Genomic DNA, 25,822 nt, shown 5'->3' on the forward strand with positions numbered 1-25,822 from the left:
AAATATTATTTAATATTTTGCTTGCAAAGCGTAAAGATAACTTGTCTGCTCTTTCTATGTCTGTATTAAGGAATAAATTTAATGCCATTTTAGCTTTTGGTAGTCTTTTGGATAATATTTTTATGCTCAAAGATGTTATGGATGCTAGAAGAATAGCTAATATGATTTTTTTTCTATTGGATCATAGAAGTAAAAGGGGATATTCTGCTCTATTTTATGCTGTTAAAGGAGATTGTGCTGATGAAGTACGTGCTTTAGGTGCATTGATAGATAGGTTGCTTACTATGAAAGGATGTATACCTAATGATGATATGGCAAGCATGATTTTTAGACTATTAGAATCTGAATCTAAAGGAATGTCTGCACTATTTATTGCTTTGTTCTGTGGTAGTTCTAATGCAATGGTTGCTTTTTATGAATTGATGGACAGATTATTTATTATGAAAGGAAGTATACCTGATAATGATATGGCAGATATGATTTTTAAATTATTAATACACAAACCTAAAATCTATTCTTCCGGTCTGTTAATTGCTTTGGAAAAGGGTCACATTGATACAGTAGTTGCTTTTAGTGGATTGATAGGTAGAGTTGTGGTGTTTCTAAAGGAGAGTGTGTCTACGCCTAAATTCGATTATATGATGCTAGAAATATTAATGATTAGGGAACGTGACGGCACATCCGGTATATTCAGATTATTAGAATTGGCAGAAGGTAACATTGGTGTTATGGGTGCGTATAATTCATTATTAATGCATGCATCTGAAGAAATTAGAAGAGGAATGTCTTGTGAAATATCTCGTGTTAAAAATAAAGTTAAGATGAGTACCATGTATTCTTCATATTCTATGAAAAAAATACCATGTGATAGAAAAAATTCACCTTATATATCTAAAAAAAATATTGATAATGTATTAAATTTAAGTGATCAAGTTGAAATTGATGGAACAATTGTTTCTTCTATGGATTTATCTTTATTATTTCTTCTTAATAGTATTGATTGCTATAGAAGTAGCACCGAAATGAAAATTTGGGAACTATTTTCAGATGAAGAATCTGTTAGAGCATCAGCTCTTAAAAAAATTAAAGAGGTTCGTAAAATTACGATGGAAAGAGACTTTTCTTATGCTCGTACTATAGATTGCGGTAGGTTTGGTAATTTTTTGCATGATACAGCATCTGATTTGACTCTTGGAGAGCAGAGATTCTTCATTTTGCAGAGTTACAGTCACGCAATGTCTTTTAATATAATACACAAAAATAAGGAAATAGAAGGAGCACCAACAAGTATGAGAGAGTACGTAATACATTTTTTCGATCCTTACAAGACCAACGTTGTATCACGTAGTGAGGTTTTAAGCTGTGAAGAATTTTTAGACCCAAGTAAATTCTCTTTAAAAATGTTTATAGGTGAAGATTCTTATAAAAATTATTTTGAATATGAGGGAGGAAATGAATGTGCAGCAATACATGAGTATTATGGCACAACTGGAGAAAGGTTAGTTTGTTGCCAAATACTATAAAATCTTAATCATCTGAAAGTGTGCCGGCTTTATTTGTAGACATGCACGGAAATTATGTTGAGTGTATAAATGGTTTGGGTTTATTATTGGTATATGAATAGAATATAGAAAGCATTTCTTGAAATGCTCTTCTCTTTTCCGCGCTAATGTAGTATAGAACCATTATATTTACTATGCTTAAAAAAACAATTTGTTATGTAAATAACTGGTTTATTATTATACACATATCAGTGTGGCAAATTTGTCACTTACTCTGACTTTAATTCTCTTTTAAATTTGTTGTTTATTAATGATTTATACTGTTGTATAGCAAATATGTATCATTGCATATTAATAATATTGTATCTAATAACAATCCAAAATCAACTACTTAAACAGTGTTATTTTCCTGAATAATTCATAAATGACTCATCAATTTTTCTGCTAGTTATGGTAATCCTCCATAGTATTTTACAGATGCTAAATCCATCACCGTACATTACAATATTTCATTTTTTTGTGTTATTACTACAGCAGTAAGTACTCATCGTAGCATAAATAATGAAGACAAGTGAGAGAAAGACAATTTATTATATTGAGTTAATTATAACTGAATACAACCACATGTACTACCTATAACTTTGTTGTAATTTATGTTGATTTTACTTTTATGGAATTTTTACACCTGCACATTATAAAGCTCAAATCTATCATTTGCTCTGTTTAATAATAACTAATATCATCCGATGATTACAAGATTCATTAGCATCTGTAAAGTAATTTAATGTCCTTGTCTAGAGCTTCTAGCAAGTTCTTCAACCTTTTCCAGTAAAAGATTATACCCTCCATCAAGATTGCTATCACTTACAATTATATGTTCAATTGACCTTCTTACGCTACTAAGCTGTGAATGTAAAGCATATATAGTATCAGTAGGTAATTCAGATATCATTGTTAAATAAGCATCCAAGGCTTCCTTGCAAACAAATAATGCAGCAGGTATTCCATAACTATCAGAAGCTACTAATACATTAATTAACTCATCTTTAGGTATCAAGGTAAGAAATAGGCCATAAGCTTCAATTACTTTAGGAAAATTATTTTTCAGTGCTACAAACAACCCAGGTATACCATCTGACCGTCTAGATATTACAGTATCTAAAAGCATATTATTAAAGAATTCGCTTAATATATCACCCTTAAATATCATTGTTTTTTCTAACAATTTTCTAAAAGCATCTATAGCTTCATGATGTCCATCTTGCATAGCAACAAACAAACCTGGAATATCATCATTACCACTTTTGCACATTAGTAAATCAAATACCATATCAGACAATGAGACATCTTCTATGTATTCTTTCATACCAATAAGTTTATCTAATAACAAGCCAAAAGCAGTCACTGCATCAGCATTTCCTTTTTGCAAAGCCATAAATAATCCATCAACGTTTGTGCTAATATTTCTAGCCTTCAACAATTTAAAAATCATATACGCAAGCTTATCGTCAGATATATAACCTTTCATTAATACTAATTTATCAACTAATAAACTAAAAATAGCAACAGAATCAGCATGTCCTCTAGATAGGGCTGTAAATATAGGGCTCTCATCAGAAGAAGGCGGGTGATATGAAATTAATGTATAAATAATATCAGCTAACTTATCAGCTGATATAGTGCCATTTAGTAATAATAAAATTTTGTCTAACAATCCAGAATAAGCTTCCATAGCACTAACTCTATTATCATACATTCCCATGATTAAAGCAGATATTCCATCACTTCTTTTAGCAGATACAATATCTAAAACTAGGTTAGCAAAATCATCGGGAGACATTAAGTCCCTAATTGTCGTTAACTGGCTCTCTATCAAGACACCATATGCAGCAATACAATCGCTGTGTCCTTCTTGCATGGCTATAAACAAAGCAGGATCACCATTATCATTCTTAGAAGTTAATATCCCTGGCAGCAGATCAATTCGCTCATCATAAGAAAGAGATCGCAAAAAACAATCATATGTTGTAAGAGATTGCGGATTATTATGAATCATTAATCTATAAAGGGCAGGTAATCCGTTACTATCTCTAATGCAAAATATTTCTCTTCTAACCTCTTTAGGTGCATATACTAATAATGAACTATAAGCGGTAACAACATCAATATCATTTTTTGCTAACGCTGTGAATATACCAGGTGTATTATCACTTTCCGTAGCTATTAATATCTCTAACATCATAGAGTTAAACATAGCTTTAGGTATACTGTGACTTAATAGTAAAAATTTACTTATTAATCCACCAAAAGCAATCACTGTGTCAGCATGACCTTTATCCAAAGCAAAAAACAAACCAGTATCACCTGTATTAAATTTAGGAGTTAACAATTTAAAAACCACATATGCCATGTCAGTATCAGATACATCTCCTTTAATAACAAATAATCTATCCAACAATTCAGAAAAAGCAAATATCATGTCAGAACAGCCTCTGTACAAAGCAAAAAATAGAACAGTAAAACCTACGCCAGATTCAGATTCTAGTAGTCTATAAATCATACTAACCAAATCACTATCAGGAACATGTCCCTTCACAACAAATAATCTATCCATTAATGTACCAAAAGCACGTACTGTATCAATATAACCTTCTTGAAAAGCATAAAACAGAACAGACATTCCCTTGTTGTCTTTGTAATTCAATAATCTAAAAATTATATTAGCTAATCTTCTAGCATCCATAATATCTTTGAGTATAAAAACATTATCTAAAAGATTACCAAAAGACAAAACAGATCCAACATTATTTTTGGATAAAGCTACAGAAAGAGCAGAGCTTACATTTGTAAAATCAGCTAACAGAATATCAAAGAGTATTTTAGAAAAATATTCTATATGAATTTTATGTCTTATATTTATTAATCTATTTATCAATAAACCAAAACTATTAATACATTCAACATGCCCATCTTGCATAGCCATAAATAAAGCAGGCACACCTGCAGGTGATTTGGTATTTATAATATCAGGTAAAAAATTTACTTGCTCATCACAAGAAAGTTCTTCCAAAAAATCATCATACGATTTTATAGCGTTGTCGTTATTTTGTTCCATTGCTAACTGAAGTGCAGAAACACCTGAGGAGCTTTTAGCAAAAAATATCTCTTTTCTAGTATCAGCACTTAAGGTAGAAAAAGATCTGGATTTTACTATTCCTCTAATGTCGAATGAACTAATGTTACTAGACATCATATGATATATCATGCATCCAGAAATTCCATCTTGGGACAGAGTTTCTAAAGTTGAAAAATACAAACCTACATTTTTTTTATCAGAGTACTCGTGTATTGAACATTCATTTTCTATTGGCTCGAATTCGGTACGTTCAAAATAATCTTTATAAGAACCTTCAGTCATAAACATTCTCAAAGAAAATCTACTAGAATCCAGAAATTCCTCGCAATTTAAAACTTCGCTACGTGATACAACATTAGTCTTATTAGGGTCAAAAAAATGTATTACCCACCTACTTACTGGCACCCCTTCTATTGCTTTAATTTTATGCGTAATCTTGAAAGACATTACATGATTGCAACTTTGTAAGGTAAAAAATCTCTGTTCCCCAGAAATTGTGGTAGATGCTGTTTTATGCAAAAAATTACCGAATTTATTACAAGCTATGATATGTCTATCACATGAATTTTCTACTATATTTCTATAAATTTTTTTGAAGTTAGAGGGAACTAATTTTTTTAGTGAACTTTCATCTGAAAACAGTTTGCTGATTTCCATTTTCCTGTTGCTTCTATAACAGTCAATGCTATTCAAAAGGAACAATGAAGACAAATGAGAACAACTAATAATTTCCTCGTCAATTTCAACTTTGCCATTTAAATTTAGTAAACTTCCAACTTTTTTATTAGATAAATAGGGCAAATTCTTTTGACTAAATGGTACTAACTCCATCGAATGTGAGGATACATGAACATGCATGTCGTAACTATAACTCATGTCACTCTACTTTGCTTTGCTTTGCTTTGTCATCGATATTACTACTATAGATATAAAAACAGGCTCCACGTTAACACCTCTAACATGAATATGCATATAAAAAATTGTCTTATAAAACAATTTTTTATATTGATGTGGTGTCGTTAAGTATAATTACATACCACTAATATGATAAAATCAGCATCCACGCTAATTTTAATTTTATTAAAGTTTTGCATTGCAAAAGATTATGAAATACTAAATCTAAATCTACTACTTATTTTGTTTGGGGATAAGAATATTTCAACTGTAGTTCTAGACTATTACAATACCCTGTATGGAATTTATAGCAAATTCTTTAATCTTTTCCAATAAAAATTTATATTTTTCATCAAAGCTACTATTACTTAAAAGTGTATGTTTAATCGACATTCTTATAGAATTAAGTCGCAAATATAAAGCACATATAGTCTTAGCTGGCAAGTTAGATATTATTTCTAGATAACTATCTAAAGCCTCTTTACCAGCAAACAATGCAGCAGGTATACCATAACTATCGGAAGATACTAACACATTAACTAATCCATCTTCAGGTATTAAGTTAATTAATAGTCCATAAGATGAAACTACCTCAGGAAAATTATTTTTTAGTGCCAAAAGTAGCCCAGAAGTACCATCTAATCTCTTAGACATTACAGTATCTAAAATCATATTATTAAAATATTCACTGAACACCTCATTCTTAAATATCATTGCTCTTTCTAATAATTTTCTAAAAGCATCTACAGCTCCATGGTGTCCTTGTTGCATAGCCATAAATAAACCCGGAATATTATCATCACCACTTTTGCACATTAATAAATCAAATACCATATCAGCCAATGAGACATCTTCTATGTATCCTTTCATACTACTAATAAATCTGTCTAACAAAAATCCAAAAGCATTTACTGCATCAGTATTACCTTTTTGCAAGGCCATAAATAATCCGTCAATTTTTGTGCTAGTTCTAGCCTTCAACAATTCAAAAATCATATGCGCAAGCTTACGATTAGATATATAATCTCTCATTAATACTAGTTTATCAACTAATAAACTAAAAATAGCAACAGAATCAGCATGTCCTCTGTGTAGGACTGTAAATATAGGGCTTTCATCATAAAAAGGAGGGTTATATGAAATTAATGTATAAATAATATCAGCTAACTTATCGGCTGATATAGTGCCATCTAGTAATAATAAAATTTTGTCTAACAATCCAGAATAAGCTTCTATAGCACTAACTCTATTATTATACATTCCCATGATTAAAGCAGATATTCCATCGCTTCTTTTAGCAGATACAATATCTAAAACTAGGTTAGCAAAATCATCGGGAGGCATTAAGTCTCTAATTGTAGTTAACTGGTTCTCTATTAAGACACCATATTCAGCAATACAATCATTATATCCTTCTTGCATAGCTATAAATAGAGCAGGGTCCCCTCTATCATCCTTAGAAATTAACATCTCTGACAGTAGATCAATCTTCTCATCACGAGAAAGTGATTGCAAAAAACAACCATATGTTGCCAAAGATTGTGGATTATTATGAGCAATTAGTGTACTAAGTGCAGGTAATCCGGTACCATTTTTAGCAAAAAATATTTCTTTTCTAACTTCCCTAGATGCATACACTAATAATGAACTATATGCAGCAACAACATTAATATCATTTTTTTCTAATGGTATAAATATGCCAGGCGTATTGTTACTTCCCATAGCAATTAATATGTCTAGCATCATGGAATTAAACATAGTTTTAGGTATGCTGTGTTTAATTAGCAAAAATTTACTCACTAACGCACCAAAAGCAATTACTGTATCAGCGTATCCACCCTCCAAAGCATAAAATAGACCAGTATCACCTAAGACAAATTTAGACATTAACAATTTAAAAATCATATATGCCATATCTGTATCAGGTATATAGCCTTTCATAATGAGTAATCTATCCATCAATTCAGAAAAAGCAAATACCATATCAGAATAACCATTACACAAAGCAAAAAATAGAACAGTAAACCCTGAGCCAGATTTAGATTCCAAAAGTCTAAAAATCATATCAGCTATGTCACTATCAGGCACATGACCTCTCATAACAAGTAATCTATCCATCAATCTTCCAAAAGCACATACTGTATTAGTATAACCTTCTTGAAAAGCATAAAATAGAGCACACATTCTTTTATCGTCTTTATGGCTTAGCAATCTAAAAATAAGATTAGATAATTTTCTACCATCCATAATATCTTTAAGCATAAAAATATTATCCAAAAGATTCCCAAAAGCCAAAACAGATCCAGCATTGTTTCTTGATAAAGCCATAGAAAGAGCAGAGCTTCCATCTTTAAAATCAGCTACCAAAATATCAAAAAGCATTTCAGAAAAATTTTCTATAGGAACTCTATGTCTTATATTCATAAGTCTATTTATCAATAAACTAAAACTATTAATACATTCAATATGTCCATCTTGCATAGCCATAAACAAGGCAGGTACGCCTTTAGGTGATTTAGTCTGTACAATATTAGGCAACAAATTTACTTGTTCATCACAATAAAGCTCTTCCAAAAAATTATCATACAATCTTATAGAGTTATGTTTACCTTGTTCCATGGCTAACTGAAGAGCAGAAACACCTATAGAGCTTCTAGCAAAAAATATTTCTCTTCTAACATCACTATTCAAAGTTGAAAAAGATCTAGATTCTACCACTCCTCTAATATCCAATGAACTAATATTATTTGACATCATATGGTATATCATACATCCAGAAATGCCATCTTGAGACAGGGTTTCCAAAGTTGAAAAATACAAACTTGCATTTCTTATATCAGAGTACTCATATACTGCGCATTCATTTTCTATTGGCTCTGATTCTACATTTTCAAAATAATCTCTATAACTATCTTTAGTCATAAACATTCTTAAAGAAAATATACTAGAATCAAGAAATTCCTCACAATTTAAAACTTCGCTACGTGATACAACATTGGTCTTATTGGGGTCAAAAAAATGTATTACCCACCTACCTACTGGTACCCCTTCTATTTCTTTAATTTTATGCATGATCTTAAAGCACATTGCATGATTGCAACTTTGCAAAATAAAAAATCTCTGTTCCCCAGGAGCGATGGTGGATGCTATTTCGTGCAAAAATTTACCAAATTTATCGCATGCTATAATATGCCTTCCACATGAGTTTTCTATTATATTTTTATGGATTTCTTTAAAATTAGCAGGAACTGCTCTTTTTATTGATTCTGCATCTGAAAATAGTTCGCTAATTTTCATTTTAGTGTTACTTCTATAGCAATTAATGCTATTCAAAGTAAATAATGAAACCAAATGAGAACAACGAATAACTTCCCCATCGACTTCAATTTCGCAATTTAAATTCAATAAAGTTTCAACATTTTTTTTAGATATATAAGGCAAATTCTTTTGATCAGACGGTATTACTTCCATCGAATACGATGATATATGAACATGCGTACCACAATCAAAGTCCATATAATTTTGCCTTATTTTATATTAATACAAACCATAAGTAATGTACTGCATTATGCTTTTTTAACATGAGCGATCACATAAATAACCGCTTTTTAAATAACTATTTAGTTGCTAACACCTTATTAAGGCACAACCAAACGTATTAATGTAACATTATCAGAATTTACATTAATTTTTATGAAAATTTTGCATTTGAGACCAGGAAATTTTAATCTGTTGTTTATTTTATTTAGTAGTAATTTGTACTACCTAAGTGAAAATACTATTTCCACTTTATTGAGGACCTGATACCAGCCATTTAATGGCTCTGTCTGGAGCTTCTAACAAGTTCTTCAATCTTTTTCAATAAAAGTACGTACTTTTCATCAAGCTCAATATTGCTTAAAGATGTATATCTAATTGACCTTCTTATGCTATTAAGTCGTGAATGTAAAGCATACATAGTCCTAGTTGGCAAGCTAGATATTATTTCCAGGTAATTATCTAAAGCCTCTCCACCAGTTAATAACGCAGCAGGTATGCCATAGCTATCGGAAGCTACTAGTACATTAACTAATTCATCTTTTGGTATTAAGCTAAGCAATGAGCCATAAGATCTAATTACTTCAGGAAAATTATTTTTTAATGCTACAAATAAACCAGATATACCATCTGATCGTTTAGATATTACAGTATCTAAAAGCATATTATTAAAGAATTCAGTTAATATATAATTCTTAAATATCAATGTTTTTTCTAATAATTTTGTGAATGCCTCTACAGCTCCATGATGTCCTTCTTGCATAGCCATAAACAAACCTGGAATATCATTATCACCACTTTTGCACATTAATAAATCAAATACCATATTAGCCAATGAGACATCTTCTGTGTATTCTTTCATACTAATAAATATATCCAACAAAAATCCAAAGGCAACTATTGCACCACTATTACCTTCTTGCAAGGCTATAAATAATCCATCAATATTTGTGCTACTTCTAGCCTTCAACAATCTAAAGATAATGTTTGCAAGTTCATTATCTGATATAACACTCTTTAGCAATGATAAAACTTTATCTAATAATACTGCATAAGCTTTTATAGCACTAACTCTATTATTATTCATCCCTATGAGTAAAGCAGATGTTCCATCACTTCTTTTGGCAAATACGATACTTAAAACTAGATCGACAAAATCGTTTGGAGGCATTATATCTCTAATTGTCATTAATTGATTTTCTATAAAGATGGAATATGCGTTAACACAATCTTCATATCCTTCTTGCATTGCTACAAATAGGGCAGGGTCACCATTAGCATTTTTAGAGATTAACAATATTGGTAGTAGATCAATTTTCTCATCATGAGAAAGTGCCTGCAAAAAATGATCATATGCCATCAAAGATTGTGAACTATTGTGAGCCATGAAAGCATGAAGGGCAGGTAATCCCTTGCTATCTTTAACACAAAATATTTCTTTTCTAACTTCTTTAGGTGCATATACTAGTAACGAACTATATGCAGTAACAGCATTAATGTCACCTTTTCCTAATGATACTAATATGCCAGATATACCATCACCGCTTGTAGCCATCAATATGTCTAGCATCATAGAGTTAAACATAGCTTCAGGTATACTGTGCCTTAGGAGCACAAATTTGCTTACTAACCCACCAAAAGCAATTACTGCATCAGCCTGACCTTCTTGCAAAGCAATAAACAGACCAGTATCGCCAGTGTCATGTCTAGACATTAATAATTTAAAAATCATATTTGCCATATCATTATCATGTATATCTCCTTTCATAACAAGCAATCTATCCATCAATTCAGAAAAAGCAAATACTATGTCAGAATAACCATTGCACAAAGAAAAAAACAGAACTCCAAAACCTAATCCTCTAGATTCTAAGAGTCTAAAAATCATGCTAGCCATATCATTGCCAGGAATATTACCTTTCATGAGAAGTAGCCTATCCATCAATGTTCCAAAAGCGCGTACTGTATCAGCATAACCTTCTTGAAAAGCATAAAATAGAACACTCATTCCCTTGTCATCTTTATAAGATAGCAATCTAAAAATCAGATTAGCTAATTTTTTAGCACCCATAACATCTTTAAGTATAAAAACATTACCCAAAAGATTACCAAAAGCCAAAACAGATCCAGTATTATTTTTGGACAAAGCCATAGAAAGAGCAGAACATCCATTTTTAGAATTAGCCAACAAAATATCAAAAATTACCTCAGAAAAACTTTCTATAGGCATTCTATATCTTAGATTCATTAATCTATGTATTAATAAACTAAAATTATTAATACATTCAGTATGTCCTTGTTGCATAGCTATAAATAAGGCCGGCACACCTTCAGGTGATTTAGTGTGTACAATATTAGGTAACAAACTTAATTGTTCATCATAAAAAAGTTCCCCCAAAAAATCATTATATAACCTTATAGAGTTACTCTTATTTTGTTCCATGACCAACTGAAGCGCAGAAACACCTACAGAGCTTTTAGCAAAAAATATCTCTTTCCTAGTATCATAACTTAAGGTTGAAAAAAATCTGGATTTTACTATTTCTCTAATATCCAATGAAGCAATATTACTAGACATCATATGATATATCATGCATCCAGAAATCTCATCTTGAGACAGGGTTTCCAAAATTGAAAAATTAAAACTTGCGTTTCTTATATCTGAGTATTCAGATATCGCGCATTCATTTTCTATTGGTTGTGCATCATTATTCTCAAAATAATTCTTGTAAGAACATTTAGTCATAAACATTCTTAAAGAAAATCTGCTTAGATCTATAAATTCCTCAGGGCTCAAAACTTCTACACGTGACACAACATTAGTCGCATTAGGATCAAAAAAATGAACCACCCACTTATGTACCGATGCTCCTTCTATCTCTTTAATCTTATGCGTAACCCTAAAAGACATTACATGATTGCAACTTTCTAAGATAAAAAATCTCTGCTCCCAAGAAACTGTAGTAGATGCTATTTTACGCAAAAAATAGCCAAACTTATCGCAAGCTATAATATATCTACCACATGCATTTTCTATTATATTTTTATAAACTTCTTTGAAATTACCAGGAAGTGTTCTTTTTATTGAACTTTCATCTGAAAACAATTTGCTAACTTTAACTTTTCTGTCATTTCTATAACAATTAATGCCATTCAAAGTAAACAATGAAGCAAAATGAGAACAACGGATAATCTCTCCGTCAACTTCAACTTTGCAATTTAAATTTGATACACTTCCAACATTTTTTTTAGATGTGTAAGGCGAGTTCTTTTCATCAGATGGTACTATCTCCATCGTATGTGAAGATAAATGAACATGTGTATTGTAATTATAATCCATATTACTCTGCTTCGTTTTATTATTGGTATTACTACTAGGAATACGCAAATAGAACACCAGGTTACCATCTTTAACATGGATATACACAGACAAAATTGTCTGCTATAACAACTTTTTATACTATGATGGTATGTTATTTAGTATGACTACACACATCAATGTGACATTATTAGCATTTACGTTAATCTTACTTTCTTTTATGAAATCATTGAAAATTATAAAACTTAAATTTGTTACATACTTTATACTATCTAAGTGTAAAAATACTCCTTTAATTATCAATTAATATGGTACCAACTATCTTTAATAGTCCCGTTTGGAGATTGTGGCAATCTCTTTAATCTTTTTTAATAAAAATTCGTACTTTACATCAAGATCATTGTTACTTAAAAGTATATTTCTAATTGACCTTCTTATGCTATTAAGTCGTAAATATAAATCATATATAACCTTAGTAGGCAAGTCAGATATCACCTTGAAATAACTATCCAAAACCTCTCTACCAGCAAATAATGCAGCAGGCGTGCCAGAAATATCAGGAGCTACCAGTATATTAACTAATTCATCTTTAGGTACCAAGTTAAGAAATGACCCATAAGATTTAACTACTTCAGGAAAATTATTTTTTAGTGCCATAAATAATCCAGAAATACCATCTGATCGTCTAGATATTACAGTTTCTAAAAGCATATTATTAAAATGTTCACTTGACATACCATCTCTAAATATCATTATTTTTTTTATTAATTCTCTAAAAGCATCCACAGATCCATGGTATCCTTCTTGCATGGCCATAAATAAACCTGTAATATTAGCATCCCCACTTTTGCACATTAGTAAATCAAATAACTTATCAACCAATGCAATATCTTCTATACATCCTTTCATACAAATCAATTTATCTAGCAACAAGCCAAAAGCAGTTATTGAATCAGTATTACCTTCTTGCAAAGCTATAAATAATGCATCAACGTTTGTGCTACTAGTTCTAGCCTTCAATAATTTAAATATCATGTTTACGAGTTTATCACTAGATATGCAATCTTTCATTAATATTAATTTATCAATCAATAAAGCAAAAGCATTAATAGATCCGGCATATCCTCTGTATAGAGCTGTAAAAATAGGGCTCTCATCATAAGAAGGTGAGTAGTATGAGATTAATATATAAATAATATCAGCTAATTTATCATCTGATATAGTCCCCCTTAGCAATGATAAAACTTTATCCAATAATCTTGAATAAGCTTCTATAGCATTAACTCTATTATTATATACTCCCATAAACAAAGCAGATATTTCATCACTTCTTTTAGCCAATACAATACCCAAAACTAGATCGGCAAAATCATCAGGAGACATTCTTCCTCTAATCGTCGTCAGTTGATTTTCAATCAAGACACCATATGCGTCAACACAATTGTTATACCCTTCCTGCATGGCTATAAATAGAGCAGGGTCCCCATCATCATTTTTAGAAATTAGCAGCCTTGGCAGTAAATCCATTTGCTCATCACAAGAAAGTGCCTGCAAAAAACAATCGTATGCTATTAAAGATTGTGGATTATTGCGAAGCATGAGCGAATAAAGAGCAGGTAATCCATCAGCACCTTTAATACAAAATATTTCTTTTCTAACTTTTTTAGGTGCATATACTAATAATGAACTATATGCGCCAACAACATCAATGTTATTTTTCGATAATGGGATAAATATACCAGGTATATTGTCACTTCTAGCGGCCATTAATATATCTAGCATCATGGAGTTAAACATACCTTCAGGTATGCTATTCCTTAGGAGCGCAAATCTGCTTAACAACCCACCAAAAGCAATTACTGTATCAGTATGCATTTCTTGCAAAGAAAAAAGTAAACCAGAAGGGCCTTCATCAAATTTAGGCATTAATAATTTGAAAACCATGCCTGCCATATCTGTATCAGGTATACATCCTTTCACAACAAGTAATTTATCCAACAATTCAGAAAAAGCAATTACTGTATCAGTATGACCATCTTTCAAAGCAAAAAATAAACCAGGAACAGAGTGATTATCTTTACAACTCAATAATTTAAAAATTGTATCTGCCATATTAATATCAGGAACATATCCTTTCATAAGAAGCAATTTATCTATTAATATTCCAAAAGCACGTACTGTACCAGAATTACCCTTTTTCAAAGCAAAAGATAGACCAGGAACTCCTATGTTATCTCTATAACTTAACAAGCTAGAAATCATGTTAAATAATTTTTCACTACCGATATTGTCTTTAATTACGAAAATTCTATTCATAAGATTAGAAAAAGCTAAAATAGAATCAATACTATTTTCAAGTAAAGCCATAGAAAGAGCAGACAATCCATCTTTACGTTTGCCCAGCAAAATATAAAAGAGTATTCTAGAAAAATTTTCTGTATCAATTCTATATCTTATATTCATTAATCTATCTAGTAATAAACCAAAACTATTAATACATTCAATATGTCCATCTTGCATAGCCATAAATAAAGCTGGTACTCCTGCAGATGATTTAGCTCCTATAATTTCAGGTAATAAACTTACCTGCTCATCGCAAGACAGTTCTTCCAAAAAATTATTATACGACCTCATAGAGTTACTCTTATTTTGTTCCATGGCTAACTGGAGAGCAGAAGCACCTGATGAGATTTTAGCAAGAAATATCTCTCTTCTAGTATCATCACTTAAAGTTGAAAAATATCTAGATCGTACTACTCCTCTGATGTCAAATGAGCTAATGTTATTAAACATAATATGATATATCATGCATCCAGAAATTCCATCTTGGGACAGGGTTTCTAAAGTTGAAAAATCTAAACTTGCATCTCTTGTATCAGAGTACTCATATATTGCGCATTCATTTTCTATTAACTCTGATTTAGAACCTTCAAAATAATCTTTATAAGAATATTTATTTATAAACATTCTTAAAGAAAACCTACTTGAATCCATAAATTCTTCATGATTTAAAACTTCACTTCGTGCTACAACGTTAGTTATGTTAGGATCAAAAAAATGTACCACCCAACTATTTATTAACTCTCCTTTTATTTTCTTAGTTTTATGAACGATATTAAAAGACATTACATGATTGCCACTATGTAAAATAAAAAACCTCTGCTCCTTGGGAGTAGTAATAGATGCTATTTTATGCAAAAAATTACCAAATCTATCGCAGGCTATAATATGTCTACCACATGAATTTTCTATTATATTTTTATGAATTTCTTTAATATTAGCAGGAACTGCTCTTCTTATTGAGTCTTCATCTGAAAATAATTCACTAATCTTCACTTTTCTTTTACTTCTATAACAATCCATGCTAGTTAAGGAAAATAATGAAGCCAACTGGTAACAACGAATAACTTCCCCATCAATTTCTACTTTGCCATTTAAATTTAATAAACTCCCAACGTTTTTTTTAGATATATAAGGAGAATTTTTTTCGTCAGATGGTACTATTTCCATCGAATGTGAAGATATATGAACATGCATATTGTAATTAAAGTCCATGTTTCTATGTTTTATCTGTTATTAGTGCTATGTTTACAGGCAGGAGGACGTTTATATTATAATCTTTAATATAAATGTGCGCAAACAAATTTTTTTTGTTTGCTATAACAGTTTGTTAGATCGAGACAATATATTGTTATAGGTATAATTGCACATATTAATACGGTATTATTAACTGTTTAAGTCAATCGTAGCATTTGCAAAGTAGAAAACTCAAATCTGTTATTTATGGTATTCAACAGCTAGTGATTATGTTTGGAGCTTGTAGCAAGTTCCTTAAGCCTTCCCAATACAAATTTATACCTTACATCAAGATCAATATTACTTAAAAGTTTATCTCTAATTTCCCTTCTTATACTGTTAAGTCGTAAATATAAGTCATACATAACCTTGGTGGATAAATCAGATATTATTGAGAAATAACTATCCAAAGCCTCTTTACCAGCAAATAATGCAGCAGGCATGCCAGAAATATCAGAAGCTACTAGTATATTAACTAATTCATCTTTAGGTACTAAGTTAAGAAATGGTCCATAAAATTTAACTACTTCAGGAAAATTATTTTTTAGTGCCATAAATAACCCAGTCGTACCATCTGATCGTCTAGGTATTACAGTATCTAAAAGCAAATTATTAAAATATTCACTTAACATACTATCTCTAAATATCATTATTTTTTTCAGTAATTCTCTAAAGGCACCTACAGCCCCATGGTGTCCCTCTTGCATGGCCATAAACAAACCTGTAATATTATTATTACCACTTTTGCACATTAGCAAATCAAATAACATATCAATCAGCGTAATATCCTCTATGTATCCTTTCATACTAATAAATTTATCTAACAACGAGCCAAAAGCAGTTACTGAATCAGTATTACCTTCTTGCAAAGCTATAAATAATCCATCAATGTTTGTGCTAGTTCTAGCCTTCAACAATTTAAATATCATGCTTACAAGTTTATCGTGAGATATGCAATCTTTCATTAATATTAATTTATCAACCAATAAAGCAAAAGCACTAATGGAACTAGCATGTCCTTTATATAAGACTGTAAATATAGGGCTTTTACCGTAGGAAATTGAGTGATGTGAAATTAATCTATAAATAACATCGGCCAATTTATCATCCGATATAATGCCCTTAAGTAATGATAAAACTTTATCCAATAATCTCGCATAAGCTTCTATAGCACTAACTCTATTATTATACATCCCAATGAGTAAAGCAGATGTTCCATCACTTCTTTTAGCAGATACAATATCTAAAACTATATCGGCAAAACCATCTGGAGTCATTCTGTCTCTAATTGTTATTAATTGGTTTTCTATCAAGACACCGTATGCATCAATACAACCGTTATATCCTTCTTGCATGGCTATGAATAGAGCAGGGTCTCCATTATCACTTTTAGAAATTAATAACCCTGGCAGTAGATCCATTTTCTCATCATGAGAAAGTGCTTGCAAAAAACAATTATACGCTGTCAAGGACTGTGGGTTATCATAAGATATGAGAGCATGAAGGGCAGGTGATCCCTCAATGTCCTTAATACAAAATATTTCTTTCCTAACTTCTTTAGGCGCATATAATAACAATGAACTATACGCATCAATGATATCAATATTGTTTTTCATTAATGGTACGAATATACCAGGTGTACTGTCACTTTTCGTAGCCATTAATATACCTAGCATCATAGAGTTAAACATAGCTTCAGTTATACCGTTCCTTAGTGTTAGAAATTTACTCACTAATCCACCAAAAGCAATTACTGCATCAATGTGACCTTCTTGCAAAGCAAAAAATAAACCAGTGTCACCTTCATCAGATTTAGACATTAATAGTTTAAAAATTAAATTTGCCATTTCAGTATCAGGTATATCTCCTTTCATAATAAACAATTTATCCATCAATTCAGAAAAAGCAAATATCATATCAGAATAACCACTATACAGAGCAAAAAATAGAACGGTATATCCTGGATCAGATCTAGATTCCAAGAGTCTAAAAATCATACTTACCATATCACTATCGGGTATATCTCCTTTCATGACAAGCAACCTATCCATTAACGTTACAAAAGCACGTACTGTATCTGTGTAACCTCTTTTAAAAGCATAAAATAGAGCACAAATTCCTTTGTTATCTTTATAGCTTAATAATCTAAAAATTAGATTAGATAATTTTCTACTATCCATAATATCTTTAAGCATAAAAGTCTTATCTAAAAGATCACCAAAAGCCAAAACAGCTCCAGAATTATTTAGGGATAAGGCCATAGAAAGAGCAGATAAATCATTTACATTATTAGCTATTAAAATATTAAAAAGTATTTCAGAAAAATTCTCTATAGGCATTCTATGTCTTATATCAATTAACCTATTCATCAACAAACCAAAATTATTAATACATTCAATATGTCCATCTTGCATAGCCATAAATAAGGCTGATGCTCCTTCTGGTGGTTTAGCATGTATGATATCAGGTAACAAACTCAATTGTTCTTCATAAGAAAGTTCTTCCAAAAAATCATTATATGATATTATGAATCCAGGATTGTTCTGCTCCATAGCCACATAAAGTGCAGAAATACCTACAGAGCTTTTAGCAAAAAATATCTCTCTCCTAACATCACGACTTAACATTGAAAAAGATCTAGATTTTACTACTCCTCTAATATCCAATGGGTTAATATTACTAGACATCATATGGTATATCATGCACCCAGAAATCCCATCTTGGGACAGGGTTTCCAAAGTTGAAAAATCAAAGCTTACGTTTTTTATATCGGAGTATTCATATATTATGCATTCATTTTCTGTTGGACCCAATTTGTTATTCCCAAAATAATCTTTATAAATATCTTCCGTCATAAACATTCTTAAAGAAAATTTACTTGGGTCTAGAAATTCCTCAGAATTTAAAACTTCACTTCGTGCTATAATATTAGTCCTATTAGGATCAAAAAAATGTACCACCCATCTATTTATCGATACTCCTCTTATATCCTTAATTTTGTGCATAATCTTAAAAGACATTGCATGATTGCAACTCTGTAAAATAAAAAACCTCTGCTCCCCATAAGAGGTGGTAGATGCTATTTTATGCAAAAAACTACCAAACTTATCGCAAGCTATAATATGTCTACCACATGAATTTTCTATTATACTTTTATAGATTTCTTTAAAATTACTAGGAATTGCTCTTTTTATTGATTCTTCACCTGAAAACAATTCGCTAACTTTCATCTTTCTACTACTTCTATAACAGTCAATGCTATCAAGAATAAATAGTGAGGACAAATGAATACAAGAAATAATTTGCCCGTCAACTTCAAATTTGCCATTTAAATTTAACAAACTTCCAGCATTTTTTTTACTAGATATATAAGGCAAATTCTTTTTGTCAGACGGCATTACTTCCATCGAATATGATGATATATGAACATGTTTATCACAATTAAAGTTCATGTCACTTTGCTTTGTTTTATTATTGGCACGGATTCACGGGTAGCACACCACGCTACCATTGTTACAAAAGGTAATTAAAGAAAAGAGAAACATTAGTTACTAATAACTTATTTATCTTTGCTATAACTCTTTACCCACCCCAACACATGTTTCCATATACTCAATATATAATTTTACGTTATTACAATGTTAGGTACAGATCTTATGGCTAGTTTCTTAACCTTTTTCAATAAGGCTTTATACCTTCCATCAAGATCACTATTACTTAACGGTGTATGTATAATTGACATTCTTATGCTACTAAGCCGTGAATATAAAGCATATATAGCACTAGTTGGTAAACTAGATATTATCATTAAATAACTATCTAAAGCCTCTTTACCAGCAAATAACGCAGCAGGTATATCACAATTATCAGAAGCTACTAATACGTTAACCAATTCATATTTAGGTATTAGATTAAGTAATAATCCGTAACATTTAACTACTTCAGAAAAATTATTTTTCAGTGCTACTGATAACCCATATACCCCATCTGATCGTCTAGATATTATAATATCTAAAATAATATTATTAAAATATTCACTCGATGTATCATTCTTAAATATCACTGTTTTTTCTAATAATTCCCTAAAAGCATCTACAGTACTATGATGTCCATTTTGCATAGCAACAAACAAACCTGGAACACCATTATCGCCACTTTTACAAATTAGTAAACTAAACACCATATCAAGCAGTACTACATCTTCTATGTAGCCTCTCATAATAAATAACCTATCTATCAATGCTCCAAAAGCACGTACTGTATAAGCATGGCCTTCTTGAAAAGCATAAAATAGACCAGGAAGTCCGTTGTTGTTTTCACAACTCAATAATCTAAAAATCATACTTGCCATATAATTATCAGACACATATCCCTTCATAACCAATAATCTATCCATCAGTGTACCAAAAGCACGTACTGTATCAGCATGACCTCCTTGAAAAGCATAAAATAGACCAGGAAATCCGTTATCGTTTTCACAACTCAATAATCTAAAAATCATACTTGCCATGTAATTGTCAGACACATGTCCCTTCATAAGAAGTAACCTATCTATCAACGCTCCAAAAGCAAATACTGTATCAACATGACCTCCTTGAAAAGCATAAAATAGAGAATTAATTCCTCTGTTATCTTCACTATTCAATAACATAAAAATCATATTAGATAATATTCTGCTATCAACCACATCTTCCTTAAGTACAAATATACTATCCAAAAGATTGCCAAAAGCCAAAACGGAATCAACTTCATTTATTAATAAAGACATAGAAAGAGCAGACAATCCATCTCTACGCTTGGCCAACAAAATATCAAAGATCAGTTCAGTAAAATTTACTATTCTATGTCTTACATTAATCAATCTATCTATCAATAAACCAAAAACATCTATACACTTAACATATCCATATTGCATAGCCACAAACAAAGCAGGCACACCTTCAGATGATTCAGTTTTTATAATATCAGGCAACAAATTTACTTGCTCATCATAAGAAAGTTCTTCCAAAAAAATGTTATACGCTATTATAGCACTAGGATTATTTTCTCCCATAGCCACATGAAGCGCAGAAATACCCAAGGAGCTTTTAGCAATAAATATCTCCCTTCTAATATCAGCACTTAATGTTGAAAAAGAGCTAGATTTCACTACTCTTATAATATCTAATGGACCAATACTATTACACATCATATGATGTATCATGCACCCAGAAATTCCATCCTGGGACAGGGTTTCTAAAGTTGAAAAATCTAAATTCGACTCTCGAGTATCAGAACATTCATATATTACACATTCATTCTCTATTGATCCTGATTTAACATCTTCAAAATAATTTCTATAAGCACCTTCGGTCATAAACATTCTTAAAGCAAATCTACCTAGGTCTAGAAATTCCTCTAAATTTAGAACTTCACTACGTGATATGACATTAGTCTTGTTAGGATCAAAAAAGTGTACTACCCACCTACTTAATGATACTCCTTCTATTTCTTTGGTTTTATGCATAACCTTAAAAGACATTACATGATTGCCACTATGTAAAATAAAAAATCGCTGCTCTCCTAAAGCCGTGGCAGACGCTATTTTATACAAAAAATTGCCAAACCTACCACAAGCTATTATGTGCCTATCACATGAATTTTCTATTATATTTTTATGAATTTCCTTAAAATTATTAGGGACTGACATTTTTATTGACTCTTCATCTGAAAACAGTTTGCTGATTTTCATTTTTTTGTTACTTCTATAGCAATCTATGCTGTTCAAAGCAAATAGTGAAGCTAACTGAGAACAAAGAACAACTTCCCCATCAATTTCAAATTGACCATTTAAATTTAATAAATTTACAACATTTTTTTTAGATATATAGGGCAGACTCTTTTCACTAGATGGCATTATTTCCATCAAATTTGAAGATATATGAACGTGCGTGTTATAATTGGAGTCCATATCACTTTGCTTTATTTTATTATTAGTGTATAAGTACTATATATTCACAGATATGGTACTACGTTAGCATCTTTAACTAAACATGCATAGACAAAATTGTCCACTAAGGTAACTTTTATATCAAGTTAATAGCCATTGAGTAATCTACACACACACAATGTGTCATTATTGGCATTTACGTTAACTTTGTTTTTATAAGATTTTTGCTTTGCATATAAATAAACTCAAATCTTATTTAGATTGCTGTTGTCCAAGGATATATAGAAATTGACTTTCTTATGTTATTAAGCAGTGAATATAAAACATGTATAATCCTGCTTGATACAAGTCATACATTATTTCCAGATAACCACCTACTACAGCAAATAAGGCAGCAGGAACTACATAACTATCGAAGCTACCATTACAAAAGGTAATTAAAGAAAAGAGAAACATTAGTTATTAATAACTTATTTATCTTTGCTATAACTCTTTTCCCATCCCAACACATGTTTCCATATACCTCAATATATAATTTCATGTTATTACAATATTCGGTACAGAGCTTATGGCTAATTTCTTAACCTTTTTCAGTAAGGCTTTATACCTTCCATCAAGATCACTATTACTTAACGGTGTATGTACAATTGACATTCTTATGCTACTAAGACGTGAATATAAAGCATATATAACGCTAGTTGGTAAATTAGATACTATCATTAAATAAATATCTAAAGCCTCTTCACCAGCAGATAAAGCAGCAGGTATATCACAATTATCAGAAGCTACTAATATACTAACCAATTCATATTTAGGTATTAAATTAAGTAATAAGCCATAAGATTTAATTACTTTAGAAAAATTATTCTTCAGTGCTACTGACAACCCAGATACTCCATATGATCGTCTAGATGTTACAATATCCAAAAGCATATTATTAAAATACTCTCTCGATACATTTTCCTTAAATATCATTGTTTTTTCTAATAATTCTCTAAAAGCATCCACAGCACTATGATGCCCATTTTGCATAGCCATAAACAAGCCTGGAATACCTTTATCGCCACTTTTACAGATCAGTAGACTAAACAGCATCTCAACCAGTACTACATCTTCTACGCAGCCTTTCATACCAAGAAATTTATCCACCAATGAGGAAAAAGCAACTATTGCATCAGTATTACCTTCTTGCAAAGCCATAAATAATCCGTCAACATTTTTGATAGTTCTAGCCTTCAATAATTTAAAAATCATCCTTGCAAGCCTATCGTGAGATATACGACCTTTCATTAACATTAATTTATCAATTAGCAAACCCAAAGCAATGATAGAATCAGCTTGTCCTCTACACATGGATATAAATATAGAACTCGTATCACAAGAAGGTAGGCAATATGAAATTACGATATAAACAACATCAGCTAATTTATCATATGACACAGTGCCATTTAGTAATAATAAAATTTTATCTAATAATCTCGAATAAGCTTCTATAGCACTAACTCTATTGTTATAAATTCCTACAAGTAAAGCAGATACTCCATCACTTCTTTTAGCTAATACAATATTTAAAACTATATCAGCAAAATCATAGGGAGAAATTCTATCCCTAATTTTCATTAATTTATTTTCTATCAAACTAGCATATGCATCAACACAAGTGTCATATCCTTCTTGCATGGCTATAAACAGCGCAGGGGTACCACTATCATTCTTAGAAACTAAGATATCTGGCAGCAAATCAATTTGCTCATCACAAGAAAGTGATTGCAAAAAACAAGCATATGCTGTCAAAGATTGTGGGTTATTATGAAACATTAGTGTGTAGAGTGCAGGTAATCCGTTACTATCCTTGGCACAAAATATTTGTTTTCTAACTTCTTTAGGTGCATATGCTAATAACGAATTATACGCACCAACGATATTAATATTATTCCTTGCTAATGGTAAAAATATACCAGGTACACCGTCACTTCTCTTAGCCGTTAAGATTTCTAGCATCATAGAATTAAACATAACCTCAGGTATACCGTGTCTTAGGAGCACAAATCTGCTTACTAACTCACCAAAAGCAACTACTGTATCAATATTCATTCTTTGCAAAGAAAAAAGTAAGCCAGAAGATCCTGTGTCAAATTTAGGCATTAGCAATTTGAAAATCATATCTGCCATATCGGTATCAGGTATACCTCCTTTCATAATAAGTAATTTATCTATCAATGTTCCAAAAGCACGTACTGTATCAGCATAACCTTCTTTAAAAGCATATAATATACCATGAGCTCCATCATTGTTTTCACAATTCAATAATCTAAAAATCATACTTGCCATATCATTATCAGGTATATGTCCCTTCATAAAAAGTAACCTATCTATCAATGCTCCAAAAGCAAATACTGTATCGGTATATCCTTCTCGAAAAGCATAAAACATAGAATGAGTTCCCATCCCATCTTTACAATTCAACAACATAAAAATGATATTAGATAATATTATGCTATTAATCTCCTTAAGTACAAAAATAATATCTAAAAGACCACCAAAAGCCAAAATAGAGTCATAATTATTTCTGAATAAAGCCATAGAAAGAGCAGATAATCCATCTCTACGCTTTGCGCTCAAAACATCAAGTACTATTCCAGAAAAATCTTCTGTAGACATTCTATATCTTATATTCATTAATCTATTTATCAATAAACCAAAACTATTAATACTTTCAGTATTATTCTCTTGCATAGCCATAAATAAAGCTGGTGCGCCTTCAGCTGATTCAGCTTTTATAATTTCAGGCAACAAGACTAATTGTTCATTATAGGAAAGTTCTTCCAAAAAATTATCATATAATATTATAGAATTAGGCTTATTCTGTTCCATTGCTGAATAAAGCGCAGTAAAATTTGAAGAACTTTTAGAAAAAAATGTTTCTCTTCTAATACTACTACTTAATGTTGAAAAAGACCTAGATTCTAGTATTCCTCTAATGTCCAATGAACTAATATTGTTAGACATCATATGATATATCATGCATCCAGAAATTCCATCTTGGGACAGAGTTTCTAAGGTTGAAAAATTCGAACTTGCATCTCTTACATCAGAATATTCATACACTGCGCATTCATTTTCTACTGGAGCTAAGCCAGAAACTTCAAAATAATCCTTATAAGAAGATCTACTTATAAACATTCTTAAAGAAAATTTTCCAGAATCTAGGAATTCATCACGATCTAAAACTTCGCTACGTGATACAACATTAGTCCTATTAGGATCAAAAAAGTGTACTACCCACCTATCTAATAATACTCCTCCTACTTCCTTAGTTTTATGCATGATCTTAAAAGACATTGCATGACTAGCACTATTTAATAAAAAAAATCTTTGCTCACCAGAAACTGTGGTAGATGTTATTTTGTGTAAAAAATTGCCAAATCTATCACAAGCTATAATCTGCCTATCACACGATTTCTTCATTAGATTTTCATGAATTTCCTTAAAGTTATTAGGAACTGCCACTTTTATTGAGTTCTCATCAGAAAAAAGTTCAGCAATTTTCATCTTTTTGCCACTTCTATAGCAATCTATGCTGTTCAAAGCAAATAATGAAGATAAATGAGAACAAAGAATAACTTCCCCATCAATTTTAACTTTACCGTTTAAATTTAATAAACTTTCAACATTTTTTTTAGATACATATGGCAAACACTTTTCACTAGATGCCATTACTTCATCAGAATGTGAAGATATATGAACATGAGTATTATAGTTAGAATCCATGTAACTTTGCTTTATTATTAGTATTAATACTATAGATTTACATGCAGTAAACCACCGCTAACATCCTTAACTAAATACTACGCACAACGCACAAACAAAATTATCTGCTAGAGCAATTTTTTTATATTAAACCAACAACTGGTACAACTACAAGATTA

At 30.9% G+C, this 25,822-nt stretch carries 8 protein-coding genes; 1 reads left to right on the forward strand and 7 read right to left on the reverse strand.

Annotation, left to right across the window (positions count from 1 at the left end):
• Positions 1–1,523 (forward strand): ShET2/EspL2 family type III secretion system effector toxin (locus A6733_RS03280; RefSeq protein WP_176696762.1); only part of this gene is annotated, 1,523 nt, incomplete at its 5' end.
• A gap of 760 nt (positions 1,524–2,283) precedes the next feature.
• Here A6733_RS03280 and A6733_RS03285 read toward each other — a convergent pair.
• The 7 genes from A6733_RS03285 to A6733_RS03315 form a co-directional block, all read right to left on the reverse strand.
• On the reverse strand, positions 2,284–5,514 hold the full coding sequence (locus tag A6733_RS03285) for a ShET2/EspL2 family type III secretion system effector toxin (RefSeq protein ID WP_092460413.1): 3,231 nt from the start codon (positions 5,512–5,514) through the stop codon (positions 2,284–2,286).
• Positions 5,515–5,808: 294 nt separating this feature from the next.
• Positions 5,809–9,048, reverse strand: coding sequence for a ShET2/EspL2 family type III secretion system effector toxin (locus tag A6733_RS03290; protein WP_092460415.1), 3,240 nt, complete (start codon positions 9,046–9,048; stop codon positions 5,809–5,811).
• Between the two features lie 298 nt (positions 9,049–9,346).
• Positions 9,347–12,409, reverse strand: a complete 3,063-nt coding sequence (locus A6733_RS03295; RefSeq protein WP_092411531.1) for a ShET2/EspL2 family type III secretion system effector toxin — start codon at positions 12,407–12,409, stop codon at positions 9,347–9,349.
• 303 nt (positions 12,410–12,712) lie between these two features.
• Complete coding sequence (locus A6733_RS03300) at positions 12,713–15,943, reverse strand: ShET2/EspL2 family type III secretion system effector toxin (protein WP_092415281.1); 3,231 nt, start codon at positions 15,941–15,943, stop codon at positions 12,713–12,715.
• Between the two features lie 242 nt (positions 15,944–16,185).
• The gene (locus tag A6733_RS03305) at positions 16,186–19,416 is read right to left on the reverse strand and encodes a ShET2/EspL2 family type III secretion system effector toxin (protein WP_092411533.1); all 3,231 of its coding nucleotides are present in this window, start codon (positions 19,414–19,416) and stop codon (positions 16,186–16,188) included.
• Between the two features lie 173 nt (positions 19,417–19,589).
• Positions 19,590–21,914: a ShET2/EspL2 family type III secretion system effector toxin gene (locus A6733_RS03310; protein ID WP_092411534.1), complete on the reverse strand. Its 2,325-nt coding sequence runs from the start codon at positions 21,912–21,914 to the stop codon at positions 19,590–19,592.
• Positions 21,915–22,430: 516 nt separating this feature from the next.
• A complete protein-coding gene (locus A6733_RS03315; protein WP_092411535.1) occupies positions 22,431–25,664 on the reverse strand; it encodes a ShET2/EspL2 family type III secretion system effector toxin in 3,234 nt (1,077 codons plus the stop codon).
• Positions 25,665–25,822: the final 158 nt, after the last annotated feature.

It is taken from the genome of Candidatus Ichthyocystis sparus (assembly GCF_900078745.1).
In the GTDB taxonomy this organism is placed as follows: Bacteria; Pseudomonadota; Gammaproteobacteria; order Burkholderiales; family 2013Ark19i; genus Ichthyocystis; species Ichthyocystis sparus.

What these genes read in the sequence shown, in the direction of transcription:
- A6733_RS03285 (WP_092460413.1), bottom strand. Translation starts at nt 5,514, where the DNA reads ATGAGTTATAGTTACGACATGCATGTTCATGTATCCTCACATTCGATG.
- A6733_RS03290 (WP_092460415.1), bottom strand. Translation starts at nt 9,048, where the DNA reads ATGGACTTTGATTGTGGTACGCATGTTCATATATCATCGTATTCGATG.
- A6733_RS03295 (WP_092411531.1), bottom strand. Translation starts at nt 12,409, where the DNA reads ATGGATTATAATTACAATACACATGTTCATTTATCTTCACATACGATG.
- A6733_RS03300 (WP_092415281.1), bottom strand. Translation starts at nt 15,943, where the DNA reads ATGGACTTTAATTACAATATGCATGTTCATATATCTTCACATTCGATG.
- A6733_RS03305 (WP_092411533.1), bottom strand. Translation starts at nt 19,416, where the DNA reads ATGAACTTTAATTGTGATAAACATGTTCATATATCATCATATTCGATG.
- A6733_RS03310 (WP_092411534.1), bottom strand. Translation starts at nt 21,914, where the DNA reads ATGGACTCCAATTATAACACGCACGTTCATATATCTTCAAATTTGATG.
- A6733_RS03315 (WP_092411535.1), bottom strand. Translation starts at nt 25,664, where the DNA reads ATGGATTCTAACTATAATACTCATGTTCATATATCTTCACATTCTGAT.